This window comes from Paenibacillus sp. OK060, from assembly GCF_900101205.1.
GTDB classification, from domain to species: domain Bacteria; phylum Bacillota; class Bacilli; order Paenibacillales; family Paenibacillaceae; genus Paenibacillus; species Paenibacillus marchantiae.
Window position 1 is genome coordinate 100,858 of the sequence record NZ_FNFR01000004.1, and the last position, 22,892, is coordinate 123,749.

Genomic DNA, 22,892 nt, shown 5'->3' on the forward strand with positions numbered 1-22,892 from the left:
ATCAATCCTCTTCAAGTAAACGGTATTTGTTAAGAACAAGACGTTTACCTGAAGGGGATTTTTTTGTATGTTAAACGATTCGTTTAGCTTCCTGAATCTTTCTTATCAGCATCGTCAATGGTCAGCATTGCTTTCTCTGAATCCCAGGACACGTTCAATCCCAAACCATGCAATATCTCAAAAGGCACTGTAGTTGCTCCCGAGTAATTATTTATGGGTTCAGGTATCTGCACGACTCGCTCCCCAGAGGAATCGGCGGAGGTTATAACATACTGTGTCTCGTTAGGTCGCATTGTGATTGTCCGATTGTCGTATTTCAACGTATAGTAGTCCAGGCTACCTTCTCCCTTAAGAATCTCAAACTTTGCTCCGAGTGCTGTGGCGATTGATTTTATTGGAATTTGCACGGTCTTAGGCGTTTCAACAGCGGTATACATCGACTGGAACAGCTCGCCGTTCAGATATACATCTGTGCCAATTTTGGCTTGAACGGGTTTGTAGACCATTCCTCCAGATGACGTTGCAGGTGCACCCGCTTCCTCGTATTTATCACTTCCCCAGCCCCAGACGGTTCCATCCGAGGATAGGGCAAGACTGTGGTAATATCCTGCTGAAATATCGGTAATACCGGATAAATGGTTTACTTTTCCTTCTTTGCCGTTCACGCTTTTTCCGTAGCTGTACACCTCACCGGATGTCGTGAGTAATAACATATATTGCGTATTTCCATCCATCTTCTTCACCTTGAAGTCGTAATGAAAGGCAAATGCTTTCCCTGTCTCGTCCACACCCCAGACTTTCCCGTTCTTATCCAGTGCAAGCAGGGACGTATCTGTTCTTGTGATCGAAGATATGTTGGTCAGACCTTTTATCTTGGTAGGTTTGGACAGGACTTTCCCGGATTCGTCTGGCTCGTTCCACGTCCATACGGAGCCATCTTTCTTCAGAGCATAACCGTGCAGACCTGCGGAACCAACCTGGATGACATCTTTCAGTCCGCTAATTGCATGCGGTTTACGTACGAGATCAGAATCGCTTCCTTGAGCGGTAGGGCGCTGCCATGACCAGACTGTCCCGTTCTGGAGAAGGGCGACAGTGAAAAAACCTGTGACCACATCCTTCGCAGAGTTGATGCTTTCGACTTTGCTTGGTAGTTTGCCAGCACCCCACTCCCAGACCGTTCCATCTGCCTGAACGGCTGCGTTGATTCCACCACCGGCGGCTGAAATAGCTATTACATTAGATAGTTCCGGTACGCGGATGGGACTAAATGTATGACGATATCGAATGTTCTCGCTCACACCCAGCTCTCCCAACAGATTGCGGCCCCAGGTCCAGACCGAACCATCACTTCTCAAGGCGACTGTGTAATAATAAGCTCCCTCTACAGCGATATAGTGAAGTTTCTTCTCTGTGTTTGCTGCATTCGATTGAACAGAAGTGTTACTGGCGGAATGCTGTACGTTAGGGGCTGCATGAGTAGTTGGCTCAGCTGTCAGCTCCATCAACAAGCTTGATGCAACTAATGCGGCAGCCATTGCAATGGCGAATCGTCGGGACGATTTACTTTTACTATTAGGTCTATGATTCAAGCGTGAAGTGGAGCGTGGTTTTTCTTTTGCTATGTCATCGGATGGGTTAATCGAACGCATGGGTATCGCCTCTTTTTCAGATGAGATGGACGTGAATGATGCATTGTTATATAAACACTTTATGGTGGGTTGGAGTTACATACAAATGATAAAAATCCCTTTATATTGAAGATCCGTGCTGAGTGTGTTTACGTTATTTCTAACAGCACATAGGTAACATGTACGGAGAATTTAGCGTCTTAATTCATGAGGTGATTGGATGAAAAGAGTACTGCTCACGCTTTCGTTAGCGTTAATGCTGTTAACAGCCTGTGAGGCAAACGATCCAACAGTGGATTCTCCAGTGGTTTTGAATTCATTTCCGGAAATTATTGAGCCCCATAACCCTGAGCAAGCGGAGCAAAGCGGGGATGTCGTTGTGCTTCTCGAAGGCATGCGGAACAAGGATAAGTGGAAAACATTTGTGAAGAATGTGAAGAACAAGCAGCAAGATCAGGTTCGTGTGACGATGTATACCATTGAAGGTGGGGCCATCATCTATGAGTTGATATACGATGGTAAATCCATTCAATCGACTTATGATAACTCAAGGGATGCCTATGGCTCCAAACAGGGGATCACGACCAACACCTGCAAAGGGATCGGTACGATGAAGAGTGAGCAAGGACGTGTTTTTAACGTGTTAACCGGTTGTGAGAAGGAAGGCAGTACCTTTTCGATTCCCAAGTGATGAGAGCGGTATCTAACCGTAAATAGTTGAGCTATGTAATTATTCATGCTGTAAATCAAAAAAGATCCTGCGAAGCCGAGGCTTTTCAGGATCTTTTTGCTGCTATATGGAGAGCGAGAGCTGATGGTTTATGCATACAGCATTGGATAGTTCGATCAGATTACCGTCAGGATCACGTATATACACCGAACAGATTGGCCCCAGTGCACCTGTTCTCTTGACTGGTCCTTCTTCGATCTTCGTGTTCTGTCGTGTTAAATGCGCAATGACTTCCTCCAGCGGTGTGCTGACCAGAAAACAAAGATCTGCTGAACCCGGTGTGGGGATATGAGCTTTGGGTACAAACTCTTTGCCACGTTCATGCAGATTGATTTTTTGCTGTCCAAACTGTAATGCTTTTCGGCCTTGGCCGAATTCGACTACCTGCATACCTAAAACATTCGTATAAAATGCAATCGTTGCTTCCAGATTTTCCACGGTTAACACGAGATGATCAAGTCGTTCTATTTTCATGGATGAGCCTCCTTTGAATTGGATCATTAGCTCCTGTAAAACGAGGGTTGTATATAATAGTATGTCGTTTATTATACCTTAGAGCTTGGTGTGGTTAATCGGTTTAGGCAACGCCGATCCTTCGGACATATTAGTGGAAAAGTAGAATATAAAGGGAAGAGCGAGCAAGATAAGACCGATGATTACGGCGGTGATGATACTCTTTTTGTTCAATTTATAGCTCCTTTCGGAAAAATAGAATCTAGCACAATGGGTATATAACCTATATATTAACCAATTGATTGAAATTTGGAGTAATATGCACGAATGCGCAATAGTTCTGACGAAGAGTGTTTACCACGGCGCCGGATGATATATGTGAAAATGAATCCTCCGTTTGATTCCAATCCCCATTCTAACTTGTTAAAATTTAGGTACATATACTACGGTCAGGTTGGCGGTGAAGATAGATGCAGCGTATTCAGGTACATCCCGATGTATTAGAGGAAAAAGCCCGATTAGTTCAGCAAAAGAAGCTGGAACTGGAGCGAATGGTACGGGAACTTGAAAAATCAATTTACCTGTTGCAGTCCGAATGGTCTGGTGTCACAGGAGAGCGGTTCTTCTGGGATTTTATGCAGGTGAAAGAAGTTTTTCCTGCTACACTGGGTCTTTTGGATAAAATTCAGAACGAATTTATTTTTATAGCGAAGAATTTCAGAACAGCCGATGGTTCGGGTGAGGTTGCTCTATATATACCTGAAGAACTGAAACGAAATTTCGGTGTTGGACTGCTGGACAAGTCGGTGGGAGAAACAGTAACTGGAATTGGACAGACAGCGGAGGCGCTCTTTTATGATCCATTCGGCACGGTCGCTAGTGTGGCCTATGGGCTGACTTTGGGCAGAGTGGTCGATGTTGGACGAGGAATCGGATTCGCATGGGATGCCGCTTGGGGCACAGGAACAGCCAGGTCTGACATTGAGCAGTTTGTAGATGAGCAGAAGAAGCAGATTGATCAGGATGGACTGGGCTACTATGGTGGAGCCATAACGGGCCAGGCCTTGGCTTATGTTTTGTTTGGTAAAGCTTTTCGTTCGAAGGATGATATTGGATCGGGTGGTGGATCAACAGGAGGTAAAAAAGAGCCTGGAAAGGGAATTGACAGTCCAAGAGATCTAATAAAGCCCAGTGGATTACCTAATCCAGAAGCCTTACCAAGTGGAGCGAGAACAAAAATTCCGAATAATGCGGATAAGGCGACTAAACAGTCTTTAGAATTAGAAAATGATGCTGCTGATCAATTGGCGAAAAGTGGATATCGAATTGAACAGAACCCAAAAGTTCGGGATAGTGATGGAATTGATTCCAACAGAGATCCCGATTTTAGAATTGAAGAGCGTATATTTGACTGCTATGCACCAAATGAAAATAAAGGCATTAGAGGTATTTGGAGTGAGGTTCAAGAAAAGGTTGTGATTAAGCAACAAACCAAGAATGTAGTAATTAATTTAACAAAGTGGTCTGGAGATGACGCTGCGTTGCTTAAGCAATTTAAAGAATGGGAAATCCAAGGTTTACAAGAAGTTATTGCAATTAAAAAGGATGGTAAGATTATATCAGTATTCCCTTAAAGTAGAGGAGACAAGTTATGGAATATTCACTGAAGTTGAATGGAAAACAAGATGCGTCATGGTTAAAAAAATTAATTGAAAGTAAGAATGTTGAAGTGAATTATATGAACCGAAAAAACAATTCATTGTCCATTGATGAGTTTGATCTAAGCAGTGGTTTGAAAATAACTACTTATGATAATAATTTTCCACCTGATCATCCAGCAGCATCTTATGAAACGATGTTTCAAGAAGAGGATTTTATTTATCAACAAACGATATCTTATGAATTGGAGAATAACCAGCAATATGAATTATGGTATAAAACAATGTATGAAATTTCTTTTGCTATATTAGAATCACTTAGAGTAGATGGCGTCTTCTATCACACTTCTGGAGAAGAGATATTTTTCTTTAAAAACGGAAAGTATACGTTCAACGGAACATACCTTGAATTGCTCCAGACGCATTATGGAGAACTTCTTAAGAATATCGAGTATTCGGCTTTTACAAAATCTCACAACTGAATTACAGATAATGCATAAAGGCACTTCTACCGCGTAGAGGTGCTTCTTACTATAAAATCACTAGATTGGACAGATAACGAGATTAAAACCTGAAAAAGGAGAAAAAAATATGTTTGGTAATTTTTATTTTGGAGGTTACTCTGAATACAGAGAATTAAAAAATTCATTAACTAGATTATTTCAAAATGTTGAAATAATAGAAGAGAATAATAAGCTAACGGTCCCTTGCGACGGGTTCACACTATCCATTAATGAGGGAGGGCCTGGTACTATGTTTGCAAGTGAAGATTATAATATTGAATTAAAATTTTGTTGTTACATTGATATTATATCTTCTTATAGTCATTGGGCAGACGATCTAATGGTCTTCATTGGAAAATTAATTAATGGTATGGATGGAGACTGTCTTCTAGAGTTGAATGATAAACCAATATTAATGCGAAAAAACAGTGTAATAACTGTGGATGATAAAAAGCTAAATGGATCAGTTGAATTCCCTTTTCATGGATTAGGACTAAGTTATCAGGTTGGAGATATAATCTAGGGGATGCTCAGAAGTTTGCGTGGGCAACAAAGTCGAATTTGGGGAAGAAAAATAAAATGGATTTCGAATTATTTCTACGATCTAATTTAGATCTTAATTCTCTAGGAAAACTGTTAAAAAGATATACCACTGAATTTGTTAACGGATCGGCTTTTTTTAATAGTAACGATGAAGAAATTGTAATTGGTTCTGATTTTTTCTCATTGACTCTTGAGATAGAGGATATTTCCGATATCGCTTTTGTTAAAAAACATTATAACTTAGATGTTAATGTATGTATTAGGCTTCAATTGTTTGGTAGTACTTTTTATAAAGGGATAGAGTATACTTTCAGAATTATTAGTAAGCTTATAAAACATACTGAGGGTAATCTTTTATTCCTAGAAGATGGTTCTACTCAACTACTTAGAATGAAGAATGGTCTGTTGACGGTCAATAATCAGTTGGATGAATATCAAACTAAATATCTAACTTCAAGCCTTCTTCTTCTACTTGACCGTCCTTATATTGAAAGGGAGCTATCAAGCTAAAAAAATCAGCAGGTAAATGGAATAATGATACTACTTAAAGGCACTTCTACACACAAACGTAGAGGTGCTTCTTACTATAAAATCTTAGGAGAAAAGCTTGCCATGATACTAAAAAAACGACTTTTAATAATCGGATGTTGTATTGCCTTGGTGATCTTACTTGTTCTAACTTATAGCCTCTATAAAGAAAAAAGAATGTATGAGCAGTATCTAACGATGAATGTACGACAAGATATGGTTGATATGAAGAGTGCGATTATAAATAATGATATTTTATTTAACCGAATACTTAAGAATGAAATAATAACAAACGAGATGGTTGAGGATGGAGAACAAGGCAGCCAGCTCTATTACAACTTTACAGATATGACGCAGATTATGGATAAGTATAACTTGATGAATCTAAGTTTCAGCGAAGAAGCCAACTGGCTGGTAAAACCCGCAGCATTATTTACAAACGAATTAGGCCAAGATGACATTTTGCCACTTACACTTCACCGCATGCGAATGACGTTCGAGAGACTGGACATAACCAGTTATCCTGTAAAAGCTGAACTTAAAGCCAGAATCGAGGAGTACCAGCAGTTAAATCATCGATGGCTGAACATTGTTGGGGACTTTGAATCCAAGGAAATTAATGAGAATGATTGGCCCCAAATCTTGAATGATCTGGAGCAAGTGACCCGAGCTTATTTTAGTGAGAAAAAGGTTAATTTCGTGGATGATGACGTTTGGAGAGATGCTTTGAATCCAAGGTACGAATGATAATTATGAGTGTGATTGATGTCTAATAAAATTTAAGAGGTTCTTTAGTATGAAAGGAGATGAGGAGTATATCCATCCTAGAAACAATTAATGAATTAGCAGTGATTCTTTTACTCATTGGTACCTTCTTTTACTTTCTAGAGTTACGTAAAATCATAAGGCAAAGGAAACTAACGGTTATAGAATACATCATGTATGTCACGATTCAATTTGGGTACTTACTTTGGGCAGGAAGCCGATTACTAATGTTAATTTCATAATAGCTCACACCCAAAGTGTAGCACTACTACCGTTCAGAATGGGTAGAGAGTGCTCTTTTTTTATAACCAAACAACTAATGAATTTTCTCCCATGCTGGACGATAATAGAGCAGAGACCATATTTACTAATAACAAGCATCTAATGGTACCACTTACATAAGGCATGCTTGGGGAAGAAGAGTACAATGAATTGCAACTGGATGAGCAGGGGGAAGTACTGACCCATGTGTATTCCAAACTGAACAGCATTCGTGCGGTAGAGAATATGCATAGTGATCTGGGCGGATCGAGTGGAGGTAAGCGGCATAGTGGAGAAATTAAGTCTTTTGACCCGAATTATCAACAGGCTTTAGCTTGGGAGCGATTAATGAAAGGAAGCTATAATAAAAATGACATCTTATTACTCAATCATGAATTATTTAATATTAGGGAGGTAGAACATTGACTACTTATGTTCTGTTAGTTAAAGAAGAAGAGACAAGGGATTTTGTAGTATATAAATTTGGCCCGGATGAAAATTCATTAGGGAAAATTAAGTTAAGTAAGTCGGATGGGGAATGTGAAGAAATCGAAAAGGTTCCGGGTTCAACCACAAATTTCTATTTCTTACGCGCAGCTTCAAAATTAATTAGAATCTTAAAAGAGAATGATGGTATTTTCCCAGATAGAACATCCTACGCCTCTTAAGGGTCTAAGTTCATTTACACTTCAAATAGCATGTTTTTACAATTTACCAACAATCGTGTACTCTAAAAAATCCAAACTTTTTGATTAGAGAAATTTAAAAGCTTATTCCAACTTTTTCGAAGGAGGAATAAGCCTTTTTTATAGAAAAGAGGAGTGTCCTGCCATTCATAGGCAATAAAGAGCGCTCTTTTTTTATATACAAACAACTAATGCATATAAAATGATATCACTTACATATCCACAGCCATCCTAACTCTCGCGAGGTATATTCATGAACCAAGACATATATGAACAGCTTATTAACACTATCACCAGACAGGAGATTTCGGCGCTGAACCCAGATTAGAGCAGATTCGAACGTGTAATGAGATTATTGCTACTCTGAAAGGCACGCTTGGGGAAGAAGAGTACAACGAATTGCAACTGGATGAGCAGGGGGAAGTACTGACCCATGTGTATTCCAAGTTGAACAGTATTCGTGTGGTCCGGGATACCAAATATTAACGGTAAGATTGTCGGGAAAGTTGATACACCTAATGAGTTTGGTGTCTATCAAGCCAATGTTGAAATTAATGGAGTACCAAAAGGACCCAAATCCACATTTTTTCCAAAGGAATGGACACCACAACAGGTAATTGATTCAGTAAATGAAGCTTTTAATAGTAAAGTAAATATAATAAAACAATAAATATATAGGGAAAACAAGCACAGGTATGGAAATAGAGCTTATTTTGAGAAATGATAAGATAATCTCAGCATACCCATGAATTGGAGGGTACATTAGTGAAGATAAAATATAAATATAAATTAAAATATATGGATGAATTTAATTTGGTTGTAATGGATTTTGACGAGGAAAAATCACTTGAGTTCGCCACTATGATAAGTGATCCTTTAGGATCTGATATTTCTTGGAGATTTGAAGATTTGAGAAAAGATATTGAGAATTATTTTGAATTATTAAGGGGAGGAATCTCCGAATATAGACATGGAGGAAATGCATCCAGCGTTATATCACATAAAGACTATACAATAATTGAAGATCCATTTTATGATGAGGAAGAAGATGAAATTGAACCGATCTGTAAATTAGAGACAGTTGAATTTGTGAAAATTATATTACTATGGGCTTACGAAACTTACAAATTTAAAAGTAAAAAGGGAGTGATTGCTTTAAAGGAGGCAGAAATGGTTATGAAATGGGTTGAACAAAAGATGTTAGAAGTTGAGAGTATAGAAAATGAATCTATACAATAGATGATGTAGAGCTCATTCCTAATCATGGTCGGCAAGCAGTGAAGAGTTGTATCATCTTATTATTGGGAGATTTAATTCATGGGGATATCATCTTTTATACTATTTAGACTTGGAAAGAGCATGCGGACTTATCTTTTATCGAGTGCTGCTCGGAACATATGTAGAAAAGAGAAACTTTTCTTTGATAAGGATGAAGAAACTTACAATAGTGTAACCAGTCTTACATATGCTATGACAGTGGGCAAAATTGTGGACGTTAGGCCTGGGATAATTCGCAAATTTCGGAGGGAATTAAGGAATGTCTATTAGTGCTGTGATACATGAACCACAAAATGATTTTGAAAAGAGTTTTTTGTTCCAGTTGCAACAGAAACTTTTTTTAAGGATTGATGGTCACCCGCAGTTGAAGTATTAGATTTAAAATGGATAGATCTCTTCTCAACTGGTGTTGATATAGAAGGGGAAGATGTGCCGATGATTATTGAGGAACTACTTCTGGTAAAGGAATGGGCTATAAAGAATTAAAAAGGTGAGCAAAGGGATAAAATAGTCGAAAGAATAGAGGGACTTCGAGAAAAGTTGCCACTTGCATTTCAAAGACAGGACGTAATTGTTTTTATAGGGTAGAGGATCTAAATTTTAGGAGTTGCAAAATCAACTTCGGAGACGGATTATGAGATCGGGAAATCTAATCGAGAAGAATTGAAAGTGGGCTGTTTGAGATGAGTTCTGTCATATTCCTAAAAAAGATAGAAAATTATGTTCCTGAAAAAGCCATTGAGGATTTTAAGAAAGCAGCGCAAAAAGCGAATATGTTTTGCATCTTGATAAAAGATAAATACCGTGATGATCTCTTTATATCTGCTGAAGGGACTCTATCAGAAGTTGATGAATCTACTTTTAAAACCATAGATAATAAAGACAACTTAAAGTATTTCACATTTAATGTTAATCAAGTAGAAGAAGACTCAATTGATAGTTTCACTTGGCTTACTCAAGACGAAAATTACTTCTGGGCTTTAGATATTGAAAATATAAATCATGAGTACAAATTTATCTTTAGATTCGTTGTAGAGTATTTTAAAGATAACGGCGAGGATTATTTATGGTTTGATGATGCCGAATGGTATTACACCGCTGACGATATTATAAAATTAAGTAAGATGCCATATGACCCGAAGTGGTGTAGTGAAAAGATTGTATAGTCTTATACATCTATAGATAATTCATTTAAAGTGATTAAGCACTTCTACAAGAGAGAACCTAAATTAGAATTGCTTTTCTTCAAGAACGGGTGCAAGAGAAATCAGACATCGTGATGAAAGAACTTACTTTAGCGTAAGGGCAGTAAAATATACTCGACTATATAAGTGACACGCCATTCAAAAAGGTGGGTTGAACAATGAATAAAGATTTTCTTTACACTAAGCCCTATGTTCCCGGGATAATAGACGATACACCAGTGGACCTTGAATCGTGGTTTCTAGATGATTCAAGAGAGAGGATGGAAGAGAAATTAAGAAATATTCCTCTGAATGACCTTATCATTGAGTTAATTAATATATTTAAAGACGGAGATCCGAATTATCAAGTTCTCTTAGGGTTATTAGGAGAAAAAGTGGTTAAGGAGGCTAGAGAAGATAAGATTGTCTATTGTCTAGCTGATATTTTGCGTGCTGACGATGATATACAGAGAATTGAGATCGAAATTGATGATGAGGGTCTGAATATAAAGAAAATGAATGTTTTTGTTATTCCAGCCGAGCTTTTGGTACTACAAAAGGAGATAACTAGCCTGTTTGTTGATATTCAAACTCAAAAAACAAGCAATTACTTATCAATCTCTATTAAAGATAAAATGATAACCTTATTTTCAATTTAAGAGAGTAGACTGTCATACTAACTTATAATCCAATCGTTACAGTGAAAAGATGATATGAGCTGCGCGTATCTATGCATGACTTAAAGTCATATCATTGAGCACTTCTACCAAACCAAAAGTAGAGGTGCTTTTTCCTATGAAATCAAACAACTAATGAAATCTTCCATAGATTGGTCGATAATATAGAAGAAACAATTTTTAGCTCATCATATATATAGAGAACTATCCACAACTATCCTACACCCACACGAGGTACATTCATGAAACAAGGCATATATGAACAGCTTATCAACACCATCACCAGACAGGAGATTTCGGCGCTGGACCCGGCTGTGTATAACATTGGGACCGAGAAGCTGGATGCAGAGGAAGCACGTAAGCTGCTGGCTACATATTTGGCGGCCGTGACCCGGCGAGCGCTCAAGATTGTACGGGAACAGACAGAAGATAAGACAGCAGTGTTGGCACAGATCCGAACGTGTAATGAGATTATTGCTACCCTGAAAGGCACGCTTGGGGAAGAAGAGTACAATGAATTGCAACTGGATGAGCAGGGGGAAGTACTGACCCATGTGTATTCCAAGCTGAACAGCATTCGAGCGGTCCGGGATAGCAAAATCGTTCGTCCTGATACGCCAATCTCCCAAAGTTCATTATTCACAGGCGCGAAGTCCGAACCGAGTATGTTACTGGAGCTGCAAAAGGAGATCGTGACCGCCGATCGGATCGACTGGTTGGTGTCATTTATCAAATTCAGCGGGCTTCGCCTGCTTCTGGAACAGCTTCAGCAATTTACAGCAGGCGGCGGGAAACTGTGGATCATCACGACCACTTATATGGAAGCAACCGACCTCAAGGCCATTACTGAACTCAGCAAATTACCTAACACAGAGATCCAGATTTCGTATGATACCAAAGTGACTCGGCTACACGCCAAAACGTACATTTTCCACCGTGATACTGGATTCACCACAGCTTATGTCGGCTCCTCTAACCTATCCAACCCGGCGCTGACCAGTGGGATGGAGTGGAACCTCAAGGTGACGGAGAAGGACTCACTCGACGTGCTGCGCAAGATTGAAGCGACCTTTGAGAGTTACTGGAATGACAGTGAATTTACGCGATATGTAGCTGAGGATGAAGTGCATGAGGCACAGTTGAAGGCGGCTCTGAATCGTAAAAAAGATCAGTCCAACCACTTTCACCTCGACATTCAGCCTTACGATTATCAGAAAGAAGTGCTGGAGCAGCTGGACGCCGAGCGTACGCTGTATGGACGAACCCGCAACCTGATCGTTGCCGCCACAGGCGTTGGCAAAACGGTCATCTCTGCCTTCGACTATAAGAGATTCCGCGCAAGCCATGTGGGAGCAAAGCTGCTTTTTGTCGCCCATCGGGAAGAAATCTTGAAGCAAAGCCGGGACACGTTCCGGTATATCCTGAAAGATATGAACTTTGGCGAGCTGCATGTCGGGAATCACCGAGCGGAGGCGCTGGATCACCTGTTTGTTAGTATTCAAAGTCTTAACTCCATGAAGCTGACGGAGATCACTAGCTCAGACTATTACGATTACATCATTGTGGATGAATTCCATCATGCGGCGGCTCCTTCATACCAGAAGCTGTTGTCCCATTATGAACCTAAGATTTTGCTAGGACTTACTGCAACGCCGGAACGGATGGATGGCAAAGACATTACCGCCTACTTCGATCATACGATTGCCGCCGAGATCCGTCTAACCGATGCCATTGACCGGAAACTACTGAGTCCTTTTCAATATTTTGGCATCACCGATACTGTCGATCTATCCCAGGTAAAGTGGTCGCGCAAAGGCTACGATCTGAACGAACTGGAGAAGCTCTATACCCATAACAAAATCCGTGCCAACCAGATCATCCAAAGTCTGAACAAATACGTAACTGATCTGGACGATGTGAAGGGGCTTGGGTTCTGTGTTGGGGTGGATCATGCGATGTATATGGCAAAAATATTTAACGAAGTCGGCATTCCATCCATAGCCCTGCATGGCGGGTCGAGCGAACAGGAACGTCATTCTGCGAAAGGACAGCTGGTGAACGGGGAACTGCGCATGATCTTTGTCGTTGATCTGTACAATGAGGGCGTGGATATCCCTGAGGTGAACACCATCCTGTTCCTGCGTCCTACCGAGAGTCTGACCGTATTCTTGCAACAGTTAGGACGTGGACTGCGGATGGCGGAGGGCAAAGAGTGCCTGACCGTGCTCGACTTCATCGGGCAAGCGCATCAGGAGTACAGGTTCCAGGATAAATTCCGCGCCCTGATCGGCGCCACCAAACATTCCATCTCGTACTACGTCGAGAACGGCTTCTCGAACCTGCCTCGCGGCACGTTCATTCAATTGGAAAAGCAAGCGAAGGAATACATTATGCGCAACCTCAAGCAGATGAGTCGTAATCGCAGAGCGTTGATCCAGAAGCTGCAAACGTTCCAGCAAGACACCGGACTGCCGCTGACCTTGGCTCATTTTGTAGAGCATCACGGGATGACACTCTATGAATTCTATGGTGGACGTACGGGGAGAAGGTATTTTCGCGGTATGTTAGCCGAAGCTGGACTGACAGAGCCAATCGAGAGTGAGCAGGATGAGTATATCCGCAGACTGCCATCTGTGCTGACGATTAACTCCCGAAGCTGGCTGACGTTCCTGATCGACTTTATTGAAAAAGGCAAAGAAGCAACCACCGCCGATGAACAGCGGATGTTCACCATGTTCTATTACACCTTCCACCGGGCTGCGCCCGAAAAGCTGGGGCTGAGCAGCATCGAAGAGGGTGTGCAGCGTGTGCTGTCTTGTGAGGCATTCCGAGCAGAGCTTGTGGATATTTTCAAATATAATTTGGCTCATCTACGATTTGTGGATAAAAGCAATTCGTTCCCATACACTTGTCCACTGGATATCCACTGTATGTACTCCATCGACCAAGTTCTCGCCGCCTTCGGTTACTGGAATGCCCAGCAATCACCCGCCTTCCGTGAAGGTGTGAAGTATTTTGCCGATGAACAGACGGATATCTTCTTCATAACGTTGAACAAGTCGGACAAAGACTTTTCACCCTCAACGCTGTACGAGGATTATGCGATCAACGAGCGTTTATTCCACTGGCAGACACAGAGCAGGGTGTCGGAGCATACGGCTACGGCGCAGCGGTATATTCATCATCGAGAGACGGGCAACCGGATTGCCCTATTCGTGCGGGAGTATAAGGAGGAGCATGGATATACGTCTCCATTTGTTTTCTTGGGGGAAGCCGATTATGTGAGTCATGAGGGGAACAAACCGATGAGCTTTGTGTGGCGACTGCGTGAAGAAATGCCTGCGAAGATGGTGGCGGTGGCAAATAAGTGTATTGTGTAAATATTTTTTATTATTGTGCTATTGAGCATTGATCAAAAAAATTAAAAACGAGGTCTGAATGAAATTTAGATTCTAAAATACTCAAAAACACAACAGAATCTCTCTGGATTTGAGGAGATTCCGTTGTGTCTTTCAAACAAGAGTTTAAATAAACGCAGTGTTTTAATTTTTAAATTGAGGCCCTTCGTATCCATTGTTATCTGCTCCAGAGGGCCCAGCATCTATCCCTTCTTCAATTGTTGCCGGAACCTTGTCTTTACTAGTAGCTGATTCTTGACTTTCTGGTTTGGTTTTTGTCCAAACTTCATCGCCTAGAGCAGGGGACTGCCACCAATAAAAATCGCGGTACACTAGATCTGTTGTCAAATATAACAACGTTGAATTATTACTTTTATCATTAATGGTGAGTTCATATTGAGAAACTCCAATGCCATCAGAATTATTAAGCGCTGTGATCCATTGCTCAATTTTGGGAACAAGACTGTTCACCTCTGAGATTTCCGTTGTTAGCACGATCGAGGCGAGTTTTCCACCCAGTTCGTTATCCGTTACATTCGTCGATTCCACCATTACATCATTTGCTTTCAGTTCACTAATAATAGCGTTCTGGACTGATTCAGAATCAAGCTTGCCTACAATTTTAGCTGAGAAGTCTGGTATTTGGGTAATGTCGTTAGAGACACCGTTGTATATATTCCGGCCGTTTTTGTCTGTAATCGTAAGATCAACATTTTTAATTTGCGAGGTTCCATTAGAACCACTTCTTACTTCATTCCGAATTTTTCGGATGGTTTTAATATCATCTATCGTTGCTTTTCCAGAAGTGGAAGCTGAGTTTGTTTCCAATTTTAAATCATGCTCGTGGGTAGAAATCTTTGCAACCTCCACTCCTCCCTTAACAAGCTGATCTGGGATTAGTTGGGTAGGACTTTCAGCAGAAATAGAGTTCATGTAAAACGCCCCGCTTAGGACGATAACTGCTGCTACGACAAGAAACCACTTTTTATTTCTCATTATAATTATCCTCCTTATAAAAGGTTGAATTTAAGGACCATAGACTCGGAAATTTGCATTACTGGTCTTACTGACTGAATAAGGGCTTTCAGCGGTTGGAGCTGTGTCATTTACAGTCCAAACGCCACTTGAATTTTTATAAGATACACTTGTAAATCTAAACGGTCCCATCTGTGTATTTGTTGCATGACTTTCTGCGTTTGCTTGAACATTGTTATACGAACTTAGATTCCAAGGACAAAGGGCAAAGAATGCCTCAACGCGCTTGGACAAGCGCATCAGGAGTACAACTTTCAGTATAAGTTCCGGGCCTTGACCGGCACTACCAAGCACTCCATCTCACATTACATCGAGAACGGGTTCTCAAATCTGCCTCGAGGCACGTTCATTCAGTTGAAAATCAGACGAAGGAATATATCATGCGCAACCTCAAGCAGATGAGCTTAATCGCAGAGCGTTAGTTCTGAATCTACAAACGTCCCAGCAAGACATCAGACTGCCGCTGACCTGGGGTTGATGATGCATTGGAGATTCGTCCTACCGCTAATTTCGATGGATGGATCAAGATTCTTTTGAATTTAAGTTAACGAACACATCAAACGAAGTGTACGATCTAGTCAAAAGTAAAAACGATCAGGGGTATACGGCGAGGATGTTGGCAAATTTTGCTTGGAATTGGACAGCTGATAAAGAAGGTAATCGCAATGGAGAAATTCCGGATGCAATTATTGAAGAACATCGTTTTGCTATGCCTTGGAATGCTCGTTCAATATCAAGTACTTGGGCTATTCATGAGAGTGGGACTCCAGATTGGATGTGTTCATACTTCTCAAGGTCTTGAATTTGATGATGTAGGCGTAATTATAGGGAATGATCTAAAATATGATTCGGATAAAATGGAACTTTATTCAGATTATTATGAGTACAAAGATAGAATGGGAAGACGAGGGCTTAAATTTAAGAATGAAGAACTAGCCAAGCTTGTTAAAAAACATTTATTAGATTTTATGTCTAGGGGTATGAAAGGTTGTTATGTTTACTGTCGAGATCAAGAATTGATGAATTATTTATGTAGCAGAGCAAATTCAAAATGATGTGCACCACGGAATGGGCAAAGTAGAGAGAAACCCTATCATTCCATAAATGGACGGATAGGGTTTGCCGTTTTCACATCAATATTCCTTTAATAACATTTTTGGCTACACGAATATTATCAGGAGAAGAATCTCTTAGCAGCTGTACAATTTCTTTGATTTGTTTCTCATCTTCAGTTACCTCAAACTCTTCTTCTATATAAGCAAATAATTGAATCAAATTAACATCCAACGACTCAGCGATTTTCGCCAAGTTCACCAAAGAAACATTCTTTTCTCCACGTTCGATCTGTCCTATGTATGAAAAATGAAATCCACCTTTTTCTCCGAGGGCTTCCTGTGAATACCCTCTTTCTTTGCGTAGTGCGCGAATTCTAGCTCCGACCAGCTTCAAAACTTCTCTATCCTCGTTCATGGTATTCACCTCTCTATGTTCAAAAGTGTAGACAAGTTTCCTCAAGGTAAACACCAAACGAAGAATACAAATAATTTATTTGATTACTATATGTATCATTTTATTGTATAATACTGGTATTAACTCTTTGGAGGGATGACAATGGCAAGTAATTGGTCTATAACCGAAGCACATTGTAGTCACCAAGTAGATTTTACCCCACGTTTGCAAGACCATGATATCTCCACACAACCTAGGTCCAAACACATTCCTGCTTACCATATGCTAAGTACCACAATAATGGCCTATCACCAACATGCTAAGTATCATCTCAAACTTGCCACCATCATGCGTAATCACAATCAGTTCAAAGCCTGCCTCATTCTCTGCGATTGGGCTCTAGCCTCCATGATTAAGGCACTTTATATCCATAAGTATTATTCAGTTCATCCACCCAAAGAACTCACCATGAATGAAATCTTGCCATTAGTGCATACGGACACTGAACTCGGATTGGATATCGCTTTGTTCATCGGCACGATGCAACATATGTCATCTTTAGAGGAACGCCAAGAGGATCAATATTTAGACCTTGATAACATCGAAAAGCTTTTTCAACGAACAGAAGACATATTGGAGGAGTTAGCCACTCGATTGAATGATAATTCATCAAAATTTTTCTGATACAAGGCGTGCCATGATGATATGGAAGTTCCTTTCACAGGAATGGGACTGGAGGATTATAAGTACTGAAAGGTATTCATTTGAAAAAAGGGGAATCAGGATAATAGGTGGATGTATTTGTAACAAACTTCTGCTAACATTGTAAAATCCTAATTTTAACGGCGGAGAATACTATGAGTACAATTAAAGTGACACCAGAGCAACTGCTGCATGTATCCAGACAGATCGAGCAGGGTAGGCAGCAGTTGGAGGGTATACGTAATGACCTGACCGCACGGATTGGATTTATCCAGTCTCAGTGGGCGGGAGCAACGCAGGAACGATTCTTCTATGATTTTCAGCAATCACGTCCAGTACTGGACCGAGCACTGGAAAGTATGGTGAAGTCCTCTCAGGATCTAATGGCGATTGCCGAGAGATTCGAACAAGCAGATCAGGAACAGGTGGGCTTGGGAGCCGTTGCTGGACAGATTGCTGCCCATACAATGATGAACCATAATACAGGTAACACAGAAGAGCAACGAAGAATGGTATATAATCCTTTGTTTGGAGTTAACATGCCTGCCAGTGAAGCAGAGGATGGGATGCCAGGGCAAAAAGAGTTTGTTAAGTATTGGGAATATGGTGGCACCTATGAAGAAATGAGAGCCGGACCGAAGCAACCGGAGTCTGGTGGTGAGGATATATATGATGAACAGATCAGTGCATTTAAGGAAGGTCATCATCCCGTAACTGGAGAATCCATACCTGCATGGCAAGCAGCAATTTCTATAGGTGGTTTACAGACTGCTAAGCTCGTGTTGGCTTTTACTGGAACGTATAATAGGGGTTATAAGGTTCCCAATGGTGGATTAAAGTTTCCGAAGTCCAAGCTGGATAACTTGAATGGTGTAAACCCTGTGATATTTAACAGAGATACCGTTATTAGTTCTGCTATTGCCCCCAAAAAAGGTGGAGAAACCGTTGTAGGACATGCTTTGCAGAAACACGCAGGGCGAAACCCAGATATATGGGGGAGAGTTAGAGGTGGGCCTGAACAAATTAATCAAGTAGCCCAAAAACATTTACAAGAAATACTTGATGCTCCAGGTGAATTTAAGAAAATTACAAACAATAGAGGTATTACTTTCCTTGAAAAGGATTTATCTGATGGTCGCGGAGTAAGGCTTAACCAAGATGGTTCATTCAAAGGATTTATCGATCAATGATGGAGGTTGTGAATTTGGAAAGTTTAGAAATCATTTTAATTGATTTTAACAAAAATATTCTGGATCAATTCATTAAGAATGATTTAAACATTCAGGTGGATCAGATCAAAAGTTCTCACTTTTATGATAACCGTAGTGAGAACGATATTGAATTTCAGCAAATAGAGAGCCTTGAAGAGGTTCTTTCTCCTAAGGGAACGGGGAATATATTATTTTCTCAGCTTAACCTGGGTCATACCTTTAACGACGTGATGATTGTATTTTCATTCGATGAGGAATCTGGAGATATCGTTATGAATTTTCCTGAAGAGGAATTGTTCAGCGGAGAAAATCCAGAGACGATGTTAAAAGCTCAGACATTAATAGAGTATATTCTTAATATTAAGAACAAGTATGCAATTGAGAAGGTTAGAATCGGTTATGAACCAGCTATGGATGATGATACTTGCTTGGTCGAGATTGATAAAGAAACAACGAATATGAATGCTATTGTCGCAAAACTGTTGGCTTAGATCCTTCTGAACCAGAGTTGGATGCTGAACAATTAGACATTACGAATTACCGAAAGCCCATTTCAACTCGAATACAAGTAGTTATGGGCTATTTCTATCTCCTCATTCCAATCCAATTGCTTTACAAAATCAACCTATCTCCTTCCATAGCAAAGGGTATAATGGAAAAATGGGAGATTCTGGCGCGTGAGGCTGGAGAACTTTCACAGCAGAAAGGATGTTATACCACATGCCTACATACAACAAATTGGTACGGGACAAGATTCCGCATATTATCACATCCAGTGGTAAGGAATGCCGCACACGTATTCTGGACCCGGAGGAGTATAAGCAAGAGTTAAGAACGAAGTTGCAAGAAGAATCGGGTGAGTACGTAAATGCAGCGAGTGATCAGGAAGCTTTGGAAGAACTAGCCGACATGCTGGAGGTCATCCGGGCGCTGGCGGAGGTTCATGGTGCGAATGCGGCCCGGCTGGATAAGCTTCGGGCGGACAAAGCCGAGGCGCGTGGTGGATTCCAGGAACGGGTGTATCTGATCGATGTCGATTAAGTTTAACGTTAAAATCAACTCATTTCAGATAACTTGGCCGAGTAACTGATCACCCGGATGCATCATGCGTCCGGGATTATTTTGTCACTGTGAAATAGCTTCCCTTGCCGGAAATAATAGTGAGTTCATCAATTCTTACATAATAGTCCCAGTGAAATGGGGTGTTATCTGGATAGACAATAATATATTGTGGATCATTATAGGAATAACTTTGTTGCAAAGAATAACTTATTATTGCATTAGAGATTCCCAAGCTTACAACAAATGAAGCCGCTAGTACTAATAGAACTGTTGCAAGTGGTTTAACCTTTTTATAAATGAATGTGATTGCAGTGGCAATGGCTAACAAAGCAGAAATGATGAGTTCATTATTTGATCCCAAGATCGCGAAATTCTGTTCTTGGTTCGTAAAAGGATAGAACAAATTAATTCCATTACCAAGAAGGTCTATAAGAAGATGCCCGATGAATAATGTGGCCATCGTACTTATCCATGCCCAGAAGAATCGAACGTTTAAGGTTTTATAGATGATCCAGCCATATGCAGCTCCAATTAAGGGAACCATAGCAAGAGAATGTAACAATATATCACCAAAGTACTTAGTGATGTCAGGAGTGATAGCAATAATACAACCCAAAACAATAGTAATTATATAGTCTTTAGTAAGAAATAACCGCTTATTTAGAAAAAGTAATAGAATCGTTCCGCTTGTAATCAAGTGTATAGCCATATGAAGAAACATTTGCATCAAGTTACCTCCTGAGCCTAGTTCATACATTTAATTCTTTTAGTGATGTTTTCTCAATTCACACAAAATCACTTTTCCCCACCCTCCACATAAACCATAATCGCTTGATACAAAAACCTCAAAAAATCCTCATCACCAAACTGATCAAAATAACCCGCATAGCGACGATCTGTCGTATAGGCTTCTGCGATGCACCTCAGAATCTCTGCATTACAGACCATGAACTGTTCCAAACAACTCTTCCATTCACGCACTAACGCTTGCACCGCACCAGAAGCAGGGGACAGATCCTGATGTCTCGCCAACGCATGAAATACCTGCTCCATGTTGACCGAGAACTGCTGGTAGGCTTTTTCTTGCTCTTCCGCAGACAGTTGGTTCACATTGGCTTCAAATTCCTGATATTTCTCGGTGTCTCCATATACAAACTTCGCCTCGGATTCATATTGCTCTTGAATGGACAGAATGGAAGAGTCGTCAAACAGATGAAGATGAGAGATAATCGTCCCATTTACATACTCGTCCAATTGGTCGATGATGGTTTCAAGCTTTTGTTTTCGTTGAACGAGTTTACTGCGGTGCTCTCTTAGGATATCTTTCTGTTCTTCTTTGGAGAGTTGCATCATGGCTGCAATGTCTTTTAATGAGAAATTCATTTCTTTAAACAATAGAATCATCTGCAGATTCCCCAGTGCTTCCTGATCGTAATACCGATAGCCATTGTCCCCGACTTTGCTCGGTTTTAATAGATCTGTTTTATCGTAATAATGTAATGCGCGTTTGGTGATTCCAGTGATCTGAATGATATCTTTAACGGTGAAATAGGGTGTCTTCATTCCAAAATTCCTTTGTTTCAGCAAGGATAACACTTGCCGGAGTGATGGTTGCTTCGGTAATCGGTGTACCTGTCTTGTTCAGATAATATTGGATTAGGTGATAACCGCAGGCATAGCCAGCCGCATAGGGCATACCTACGGGAGTGAAGTTTTGCAGTGTGGCAAGTTCATCGCCGTATAGATAGGGATTAATCTGGTCAAAACCGGTGACATGCAGTTGGTCTTTTAATTTTGGTTTGATAACTTTATTCAAAGTCTCCATATCCGTTTTGGCTACCCAGGGGCCTAGCAACTCTTCTCCATACAGGGATGTCGCAAAGCTCTCGGCCAACCCCTCGCTAACAACCATTTCCCCAAGCGTAATCTGTGGATTCCACTGGATATATTGATACCTCACATTATGATTGCATTCATGGGCTAACACGGATTGGATACGAGGTAGAGTATATCTATTGGGGATCAGATTCGCAATAATATAACCCGGAATTCCACCATCTCCGCTGATGCCTTCGTTCATGGTGAGTGAAGGGCTGTTCTTATCGCCTAATAAAATCGTATATAGATATTCGGAGACCGATAGTTCAATTCCATGATCTGTAAACGTAGATAGACTCGTACAAACAGCTTCATGACACTGTTGCCAAAATGCTTCAGACGAGATCGCTGCTAACGATTCGTTAATCTCAGGTGTGATGTCTGCGGGAGCGATATTCATAAAGTTATTCATCATGATCACGTCGAAGCCGTGAGGCTCATGAGAGCGAAACGGAATCTGTTGAATGTTCCATTTGTTCATGAATGGACTCATCATTCGCTCGCGGTATAACTCCAATTTGTCATCAGGTGCAGCCTTGATGATCTCTTTATAGATTTTATCTGAGCGTAACGCGGTAATCTTCATCATTAATCTCTCCTTTAGGTGAACTTGAGCCCATTATCAAGTATGACCTTACGTAACAGTCAAGGAGGAAGTTGCGATACGTTTAAGTGCATTAATCGATCCGATTCTGAGATAAGATGTAAAAAACTTTGGCTGCAATCCAGATATCTATGGAGAAAACAACCAAAGTTTTTGAACGTTTATAATCGCCTCACACACGTTATTATCCACGTTTCATTAATCCCCAAACCACATATATGAACAACGCTACCAATAGAAATGCAGGTACGAAGATAGGTTGTGCCAGGTTGCCAACGGACATTGACGTGACCTGTGAACCAACCAAACTGACCGCGCCAACCCCAACAAACAAAGCGAGATTCCACAAGGCAAAAGGGAGTAATCTTTCTACATTTCTTCGGTACCGGGTAATCATCGTGATCATCACCAGTGTGAAGAGAACGAGGAACAGCGATTCAGTGATAGACGTCCCTTTTCCCAGCTGACTCATTGACTCGATCGCTTGGTCGCTTATGGAACCACCGGAAGTCCACTGTTGTGATTGAGCTATCCGATCCGATTCCAAGGAAACATAAATGCCATAAAATAAAATCATTAGTACGAGATACATAAGCATCGCTACGTTTATACGACGTTTATCTGGTTCTTTGTTTAAAATAACGTTCATAGATTCA

At 40.7% G+C, this 22,892-nt stretch carries 28 protein-coding genes and 2 pseudogenes; 21 read left to right on the top strand and 9 right to left on the bottom strand.

The genetic code is table 11. The features are described from left to right. Positions 1–83 precede the first annotated feature (83 nt). Entirely contained in the window at positions 84–1,652 is a 1,569-nt protein-coding gene (locus tag BLS14_RS15610; RefSeq protein ID WP_090952788.1) for a stalk domain-containing protein, read from the bottom strand. Between the two features lie 199 nt (positions 1,653–1,851). Between BLS14_RS15610 and BLS14_RS15615 the strand changes: the two genes are divergently transcribed. Continuing rightward, positions 1,852–2,322: a DUF4362 domain-containing protein gene (locus tag BLS14_RS15615; protein WP_090952790.1), complete on the top strand. Its 471-nt coding sequence runs from the start codon at positions 1,852–1,854 to the stop codon at positions 2,320–2,322. Positions 2,323–2,424: 102 nt separating this feature from the next. On the opposite strand, the gene BLS14_RS15620 is transcribed toward BLS14_RS15615, so the two are convergent. After that, positions 2,425–2,835, bottom strand: coding sequence for a VOC family protein (locus BLS14_RS15620; RefSeq protein WP_090952792.1), 411 nt, complete (start codon positions 2,833–2,835; stop codon positions 2,425–2,427). Between the two features lie 78 nt (positions 2,836–2,913). Then, positions 2,914–3,048 carry a hypothetical protein gene (locus tag BLS14_RS33185; protein ID WP_256336499.1) on the bottom strand — a complete coding sequence of 45 codons (135 nt, stop codon included), beginning with the start codon at positions 3,046–3,048 and terminating at the stop codon, positions 2,914–2,916. 236 nt (positions 3,049–3,284) lie between these two features. Here BLS14_RS33185 and BLS14_RS15625 point away from each other — a divergent pair, with 236 nt between their 5' ends. From BLS14_RS15625 to BLS14_RS15695, 13 genes and pseudogenes are all read left to right on the top strand, one after another. Next, positions 3,285–4,448: a CdiA C-terminal domain-containing protein gene (locus BLS14_RS15625; protein WP_090952794.1), complete on the top strand. Its 1,164-nt coding sequence runs from the start codon at positions 3,285–3,287 to the stop codon at positions 4,446–4,448. A gap of 17 nt (positions 4,449–4,465) precedes the next feature. Continuing rightward, positions 4,466–4,954 (top strand): hypothetical protein, encoded by a 489-nt coding sequence (locus BLS14_RS15630; protein WP_090807708.1) that lies wholly within the window; start codon positions 4,466–4,468, stop codon positions 4,952–4,954. Between the two features lie 109 nt (positions 4,955–5,063). Beyond that, positions 5,064–5,498: a hypothetical protein gene (locus tag BLS14_RS15635; RefSeq protein WP_090807709.1), complete on the top strand. Its 435-nt coding sequence runs from the start codon at positions 5,064–5,066 to the stop codon at positions 5,496–5,498. A gap of 56 nt (positions 5,499–5,554) precedes the next feature. Beyond that, a complete protein-coding gene (locus BLS14_RS15640; RefSeq protein WP_090807711.1) occupies positions 5,555–6,028 on the top strand; it encodes a hypothetical protein in 474 nt (157 codons plus the stop codon). A gap of 216 nt (positions 6,029–6,244) precedes the next feature. Next, entirely contained in the window at positions 6,245–6,793 is a 549-nt protein-coding gene (locus BLS14_RS15645) for a hypothetical protein (RefSeq protein ID WP_143021547.1), read from the top strand. A 423-nt stretch (positions 6,794–7,216) separates the two neighbouring features. Next, on the top strand, positions 7,217–7,498 hold the full coding sequence (locus tag BLS14_RS15655) for a hypothetical protein (protein WP_090807715.1): 282 nt from the start codon (positions 7,217–7,219) through the stop codon (positions 7,496–7,498). Then, entirely contained in the window at positions 7,495–7,740 is a 246-nt protein-coding gene (locus tag BLS14_RS15660; RefSeq protein ID WP_090807717.1) for a hypothetical protein, read from the top strand. Before BLS14_RS15655 ends, BLS14_RS15660 begins: the two co-directional genes overlap by 4 nt. A 271-nt stretch (positions 7,741–8,011) precedes the next feature. Beyond that, positions 8,012–8,238, top strand: a pseudogene (locus BLS14_RS33570) (hypothetical protein); the annotation flags it as partial. Then, entirely contained in the window at positions 8,219–8,428 is a 210-nt protein-coding gene (locus tag BLS14_RS15665; protein ID WP_256336500.1) for an EndoU domain-containing protein, read from the top strand. The pseudogene BLS14_RS33570 and the gene BLS14_RS15665, both read left to right, overlap by 20 nt. 128 nt (positions 8,429–8,556) lie before the next feature. Beyond that, positions 8,557–8,997 carry a hypothetical protein gene (locus BLS14_RS15670; RefSeq protein WP_090808755.1) on the top strand — a complete coding sequence of 147 codons (441 nt, stop codon included), beginning with the start codon at positions 8,557–8,559 and terminating at the stop codon, positions 8,995–8,997. A 722-nt stretch (positions 8,998–9,719) separates the two neighbouring features. Then, positions 9,720–10,202: a hypothetical protein gene (locus tag BLS14_RS15685; protein ID WP_090807721.1), complete on the top strand. Its 483-nt coding sequence runs from the start codon at positions 9,720–9,722 to the stop codon at positions 10,200–10,202. A 197-nt stretch (positions 10,203–10,399) separates the two neighbouring features. Beyond that, a complete protein-coding gene (locus BLS14_RS15690; protein WP_090807723.1) occupies positions 10,400–10,879 on the top strand; it encodes a hypothetical protein in 480 nt (159 codons plus the stop codon). 260 nt (positions 10,880–11,139) lie between these two features. After that, positions 11,140–14,277 (top strand): DUF3427 domain-containing protein, encoded by a 3,138-nt coding sequence (locus tag BLS14_RS15695; protein ID WP_090952796.1) that lies wholly within the window; start codon positions 11,140–11,142, stop codon positions 14,275–14,277. Positions 14,278–14,439: 162 nt separating this feature from the next. On the opposite strand, the gene BLS14_RS15700 is transcribed toward BLS14_RS15695, so the two are convergent. Continuing rightward, on the bottom strand, positions 14,440–15,291 hold the full coding sequence (locus BLS14_RS15700) for a hypothetical protein (protein WP_090952798.1): 852 nt from the start codon (positions 15,289–15,291) through the stop codon (positions 14,440–14,442). Between the two features lie 243 nt (positions 15,292–15,534). Between BLS14_RS15700 and BLS14_RS33575 the strand changes: the two are divergent. The 3 genes and pseudogenes from BLS14_RS33575 to BLS14_RS15710 form a co-directional block, all read left to right on the top strand. Beyond that, positions 15,535–15,725 (top strand): annotated as a pseudogene (locus BLS14_RS33575) (hypothetical protein); the annotation flags it as partial. Positions 15,726–15,847: 122 nt separating this feature from the next. Next, positions 15,848–16,132 (top strand): DNA/RNA helicase domain-containing protein, encoded by a 285-nt coding sequence (locus BLS14_RS33580; RefSeq protein ID WP_090952800.1) that lies wholly within the window; start codon positions 15,848–15,850, stop codon positions 16,130–16,132. After that, a complete protein-coding gene (locus BLS14_RS15710) occupies positions 16,020–16,385 on the top strand; it encodes a DNA/RNA helicase domain-containing protein (protein WP_371121642.1) in 366 nt (121 codons plus the stop codon). Before BLS14_RS33580 ends, BLS14_RS15710 begins: the two co-directional genes overlap by 113 nt. A gap of 73 nt (positions 16,386–16,458) precedes the next feature. On the opposite strand, the gene BLS14_RS15715 is transcribed toward BLS14_RS15710, so the two are convergent. Beyond that, positions 16,459–16,800 carry a helix-turn-helix domain-containing protein gene (locus tag BLS14_RS15715; RefSeq protein ID WP_090952804.1) on the bottom strand — a complete coding sequence of 114 codons (342 nt, stop codon included), beginning with the start codon at positions 16,798–16,800 and terminating at the stop codon, positions 16,459–16,461. A gap of 141 nt (positions 16,801–16,941) precedes the next feature. Between BLS14_RS15715 and BLS14_RS15720 the strand changes: the two genes are divergently transcribed. The 4 genes from BLS14_RS15720 (at position 16,942) to BLS14_RS15735 (ending at position 19,733) form a co-directional block, all read left to right on the top strand. Next, positions 16,942–17,463: a hypothetical protein gene (locus tag BLS14_RS15720; RefSeq protein WP_090952806.1), complete on the top strand. Its 522-nt coding sequence runs from the start codon at positions 16,942–16,944 to the stop codon at positions 17,461–17,463. 173 nt (positions 17,464–17,636) lie between these two features. Continuing rightward, positions 17,637–18,671 carry a WXG100 family type VII secretion target gene (locus BLS14_RS15725; RefSeq protein ID WP_090952808.1) on the top strand — a complete coding sequence of 345 codons (1,035 nt, stop codon included), beginning with the start codon at positions 17,637–17,639 and terminating at the stop codon, positions 18,669–18,671. 8 nt (positions 18,672–18,679) lie between these two features. After that, positions 18,680–19,183 (top strand): hypothetical protein, encoded by a 504-nt coding sequence (locus tag BLS14_RS15730; protein ID WP_256336567.1) that lies wholly within the window; start codon positions 18,680–18,682, stop codon positions 19,181–19,183. Positions 19,184–19,412: 229 nt separating this feature from the next. Further along, the gene (locus BLS14_RS15735) at positions 19,413–19,733 is read left to right on the top strand and encodes a nucleoside triphosphate pyrophosphohydrolase (RefSeq protein ID WP_090952811.1); all 321 of its coding nucleotides are present in this window, start codon (positions 19,413–19,415) and stop codon (positions 19,731–19,733) included. Between the two features lie 76 nt (positions 19,734–19,809). Here BLS14_RS15735 and BLS14_RS15740 read toward each other — a convergent pair whose 3' ends face one another. From BLS14_RS15740 to BLS14_RS15755, 4 genes are all read right to left on the bottom strand, one after another. Continuing rightward, positions 19,810–20,481, bottom strand: a complete 672-nt coding sequence (locus tag BLS14_RS15740; RefSeq protein WP_090952813.1) for a metal-dependent hydrolase — start codon at positions 20,479–20,481, stop codon at positions 19,810–19,812. A gap of 68 nt (positions 20,482–20,549) precedes the next feature. Next, a complete protein-coding gene (locus BLS14_RS15745) occupies positions 20,550–21,317 on the bottom strand; it encodes a MerR family transcriptional regulator (RefSeq protein ID WP_090952815.1) in 768 nt (255 codons plus the stop codon). Next, positions 21,292–22,218 carry a DUF2268 domain-containing putative Zn-dependent protease gene (locus tag BLS14_RS15750; protein ID WP_090952817.1) on the bottom strand — a complete coding sequence of 309 codons (927 nt, stop codon included), beginning with the start codon at positions 22,216–22,218 and terminating at the stop codon, positions 21,292–21,294. The genes BLS14_RS15745 and BLS14_RS15750 overlap by 26 nt, the downstream gene beginning before the upstream one ends. 202 nt (positions 22,219–22,420) lie before the next feature. Continuing rightward, entirely contained in the window at positions 22,421–22,885 is a 465-nt protein-coding gene (locus tag BLS14_RS15755) for a hypothetical protein (RefSeq protein WP_072735102.1), read from the bottom strand. Positions 22,886–22,892 lie beyond the last annotated feature (7 nt).

Coding starts and splice junctions, on each gene's coding strand:
- BLS14_RS15610 (WP_090952788.1), bottom strand. CDS start 1,652: ATGCGTTCGATTAACCCATCCGATGACATAGCAAAAGAAAAACCACGC.
- BLS14_RS15615 (WP_090952790.1), top strand. CDS start 1,852: ATGAAAAGAGTACTGCTCACGCTTTCGTTAGCGTTAATGCTGTTAACA.
- BLS14_RS15620 (WP_090952792.1), bottom strand. CDS start 2,835: ATGAAAATAGAACGACTTGATCATCTCGTGTTAACCGTGGAAAATCTG.
- BLS14_RS15625 (WP_090952794.1), top strand. CDS start 3,285: ATGCAGCGTATTCAGGTACATCCCGATGTATTAGAGGAAAAAGCCCGA.
- BLS14_RS15630 (WP_090807708.1), top strand. CDS start 4,466: ATGGAATATTCACTGAAGTTGAATGGAAAACAAGATGCGTCATGGTTA.
- BLS14_RS15635 (WP_090807709.1), top strand. CDS start 5,064: ATGTTTGGTAATTTTTATTTTGGAGGTTACTCTGAATACAGAGAATTA.
- BLS14_RS15640 (WP_090807711.1), top strand. CDS start 5,555: ATGGATTTCGAATTATTTCTACGATCTAATTTAGATCTTAATTCTCTA.
- BLS14_RS15645 (WP_143021547.1), top strand. CDS start 6,245: ATGAATGTACGACAAGATATGGTTGATATGAAGAGTGCGATTATAAAT.
- BLS14_RS15655 (WP_090807715.1), top strand. CDS start 7,217: ATGCTTGGGGAAGAAGAGTACAATGAATTGCAACTGGATGAGCAGGGG.
- BLS14_RS15670 (WP_090808755.1), top strand. CDS start 8,557: ATGGATGAATTTAATTTGGTTGTAATGGATTTTGACGAGGAAAAATCA.
- BLS14_RS15685 (WP_090807721.1), top strand. CDS start 9,720: ATGAGTTCTGTCATATTCCTAAAAAAGATAGAAAATTATGTTCCTGAA.
- BLS14_RS15690 (WP_090807723.1), top strand. CDS start 10,400: ATGAATAAAGATTTTCTTTACACTAAGCCCTATGTTCCCGGGATAATA.
- BLS14_RS15695 (WP_090952796.1), top strand. CDS start 11,140: ATGAAACAAGGCATATATGAACAGCTTATCAACACCATCACCAGACAG.
- BLS14_RS15700 (WP_090952798.1), bottom strand. CDS start 15,291: ATGAGAAATAAAAAGTGGTTTCTTGTCGTAGCAGCAGTTATCGTCCTA.
- BLS14_RS33580 (WP_090952800.1), top strand. CDS start 15,848: ATGGATCAAGATTCTTTTGAATTTAAGTTAACGAACACATCAAACGAA.
- BLS14_RS15715 (WP_090952804.1), bottom strand. CDS start 16,800: ATGAACGAGGATAGAGAAGTTTTGAAGCTGGTCGGAGCTAGAATTCGC.
- BLS14_RS15720 (WP_090952806.1), top strand. CDS start 16,942: ATGGCAAGTAATTGGTCTATAACCGAAGCACATTGTAGTCACCAAGTA.
- BLS14_RS15725 (WP_090952808.1), top strand. CDS start 17,637: ATGAGTACAATTAAAGTGACACCAGAGCAACTGCTGCATGTATCCAGA.
- BLS14_RS15735 (WP_090952811.1), top strand. CDS start 19,413: ATGCCTACATACAACAAATTGGTACGGGACAAGATTCCGCATATTATC.
- BLS14_RS15740 (WP_090952813.1), bottom strand. CDS start 20,481: ATGCAAATGTTTCTTCATATGGCTATACACTTGATTACAAGCGGAACG.
- BLS14_RS15745 (WP_090952815.1), bottom strand. CDS start 21,317: ATGAAGACACCCTATTTCACCGTTAAAGATATCATTCAGATCACTGGA.
- BLS14_RS15750 (WP_090952817.1), bottom strand. CDS start 22,218: ATGAAGATTACCGCGTTACGCTCAGATAAAATCTATAAAGAGATCATC.
- BLS14_RS15755 (WP_072735102.1), bottom strand. CDS start 22,885: ATGAACGTTATTTTAAACAAAGAACCAGATAAACGTCGTATAAACGTA.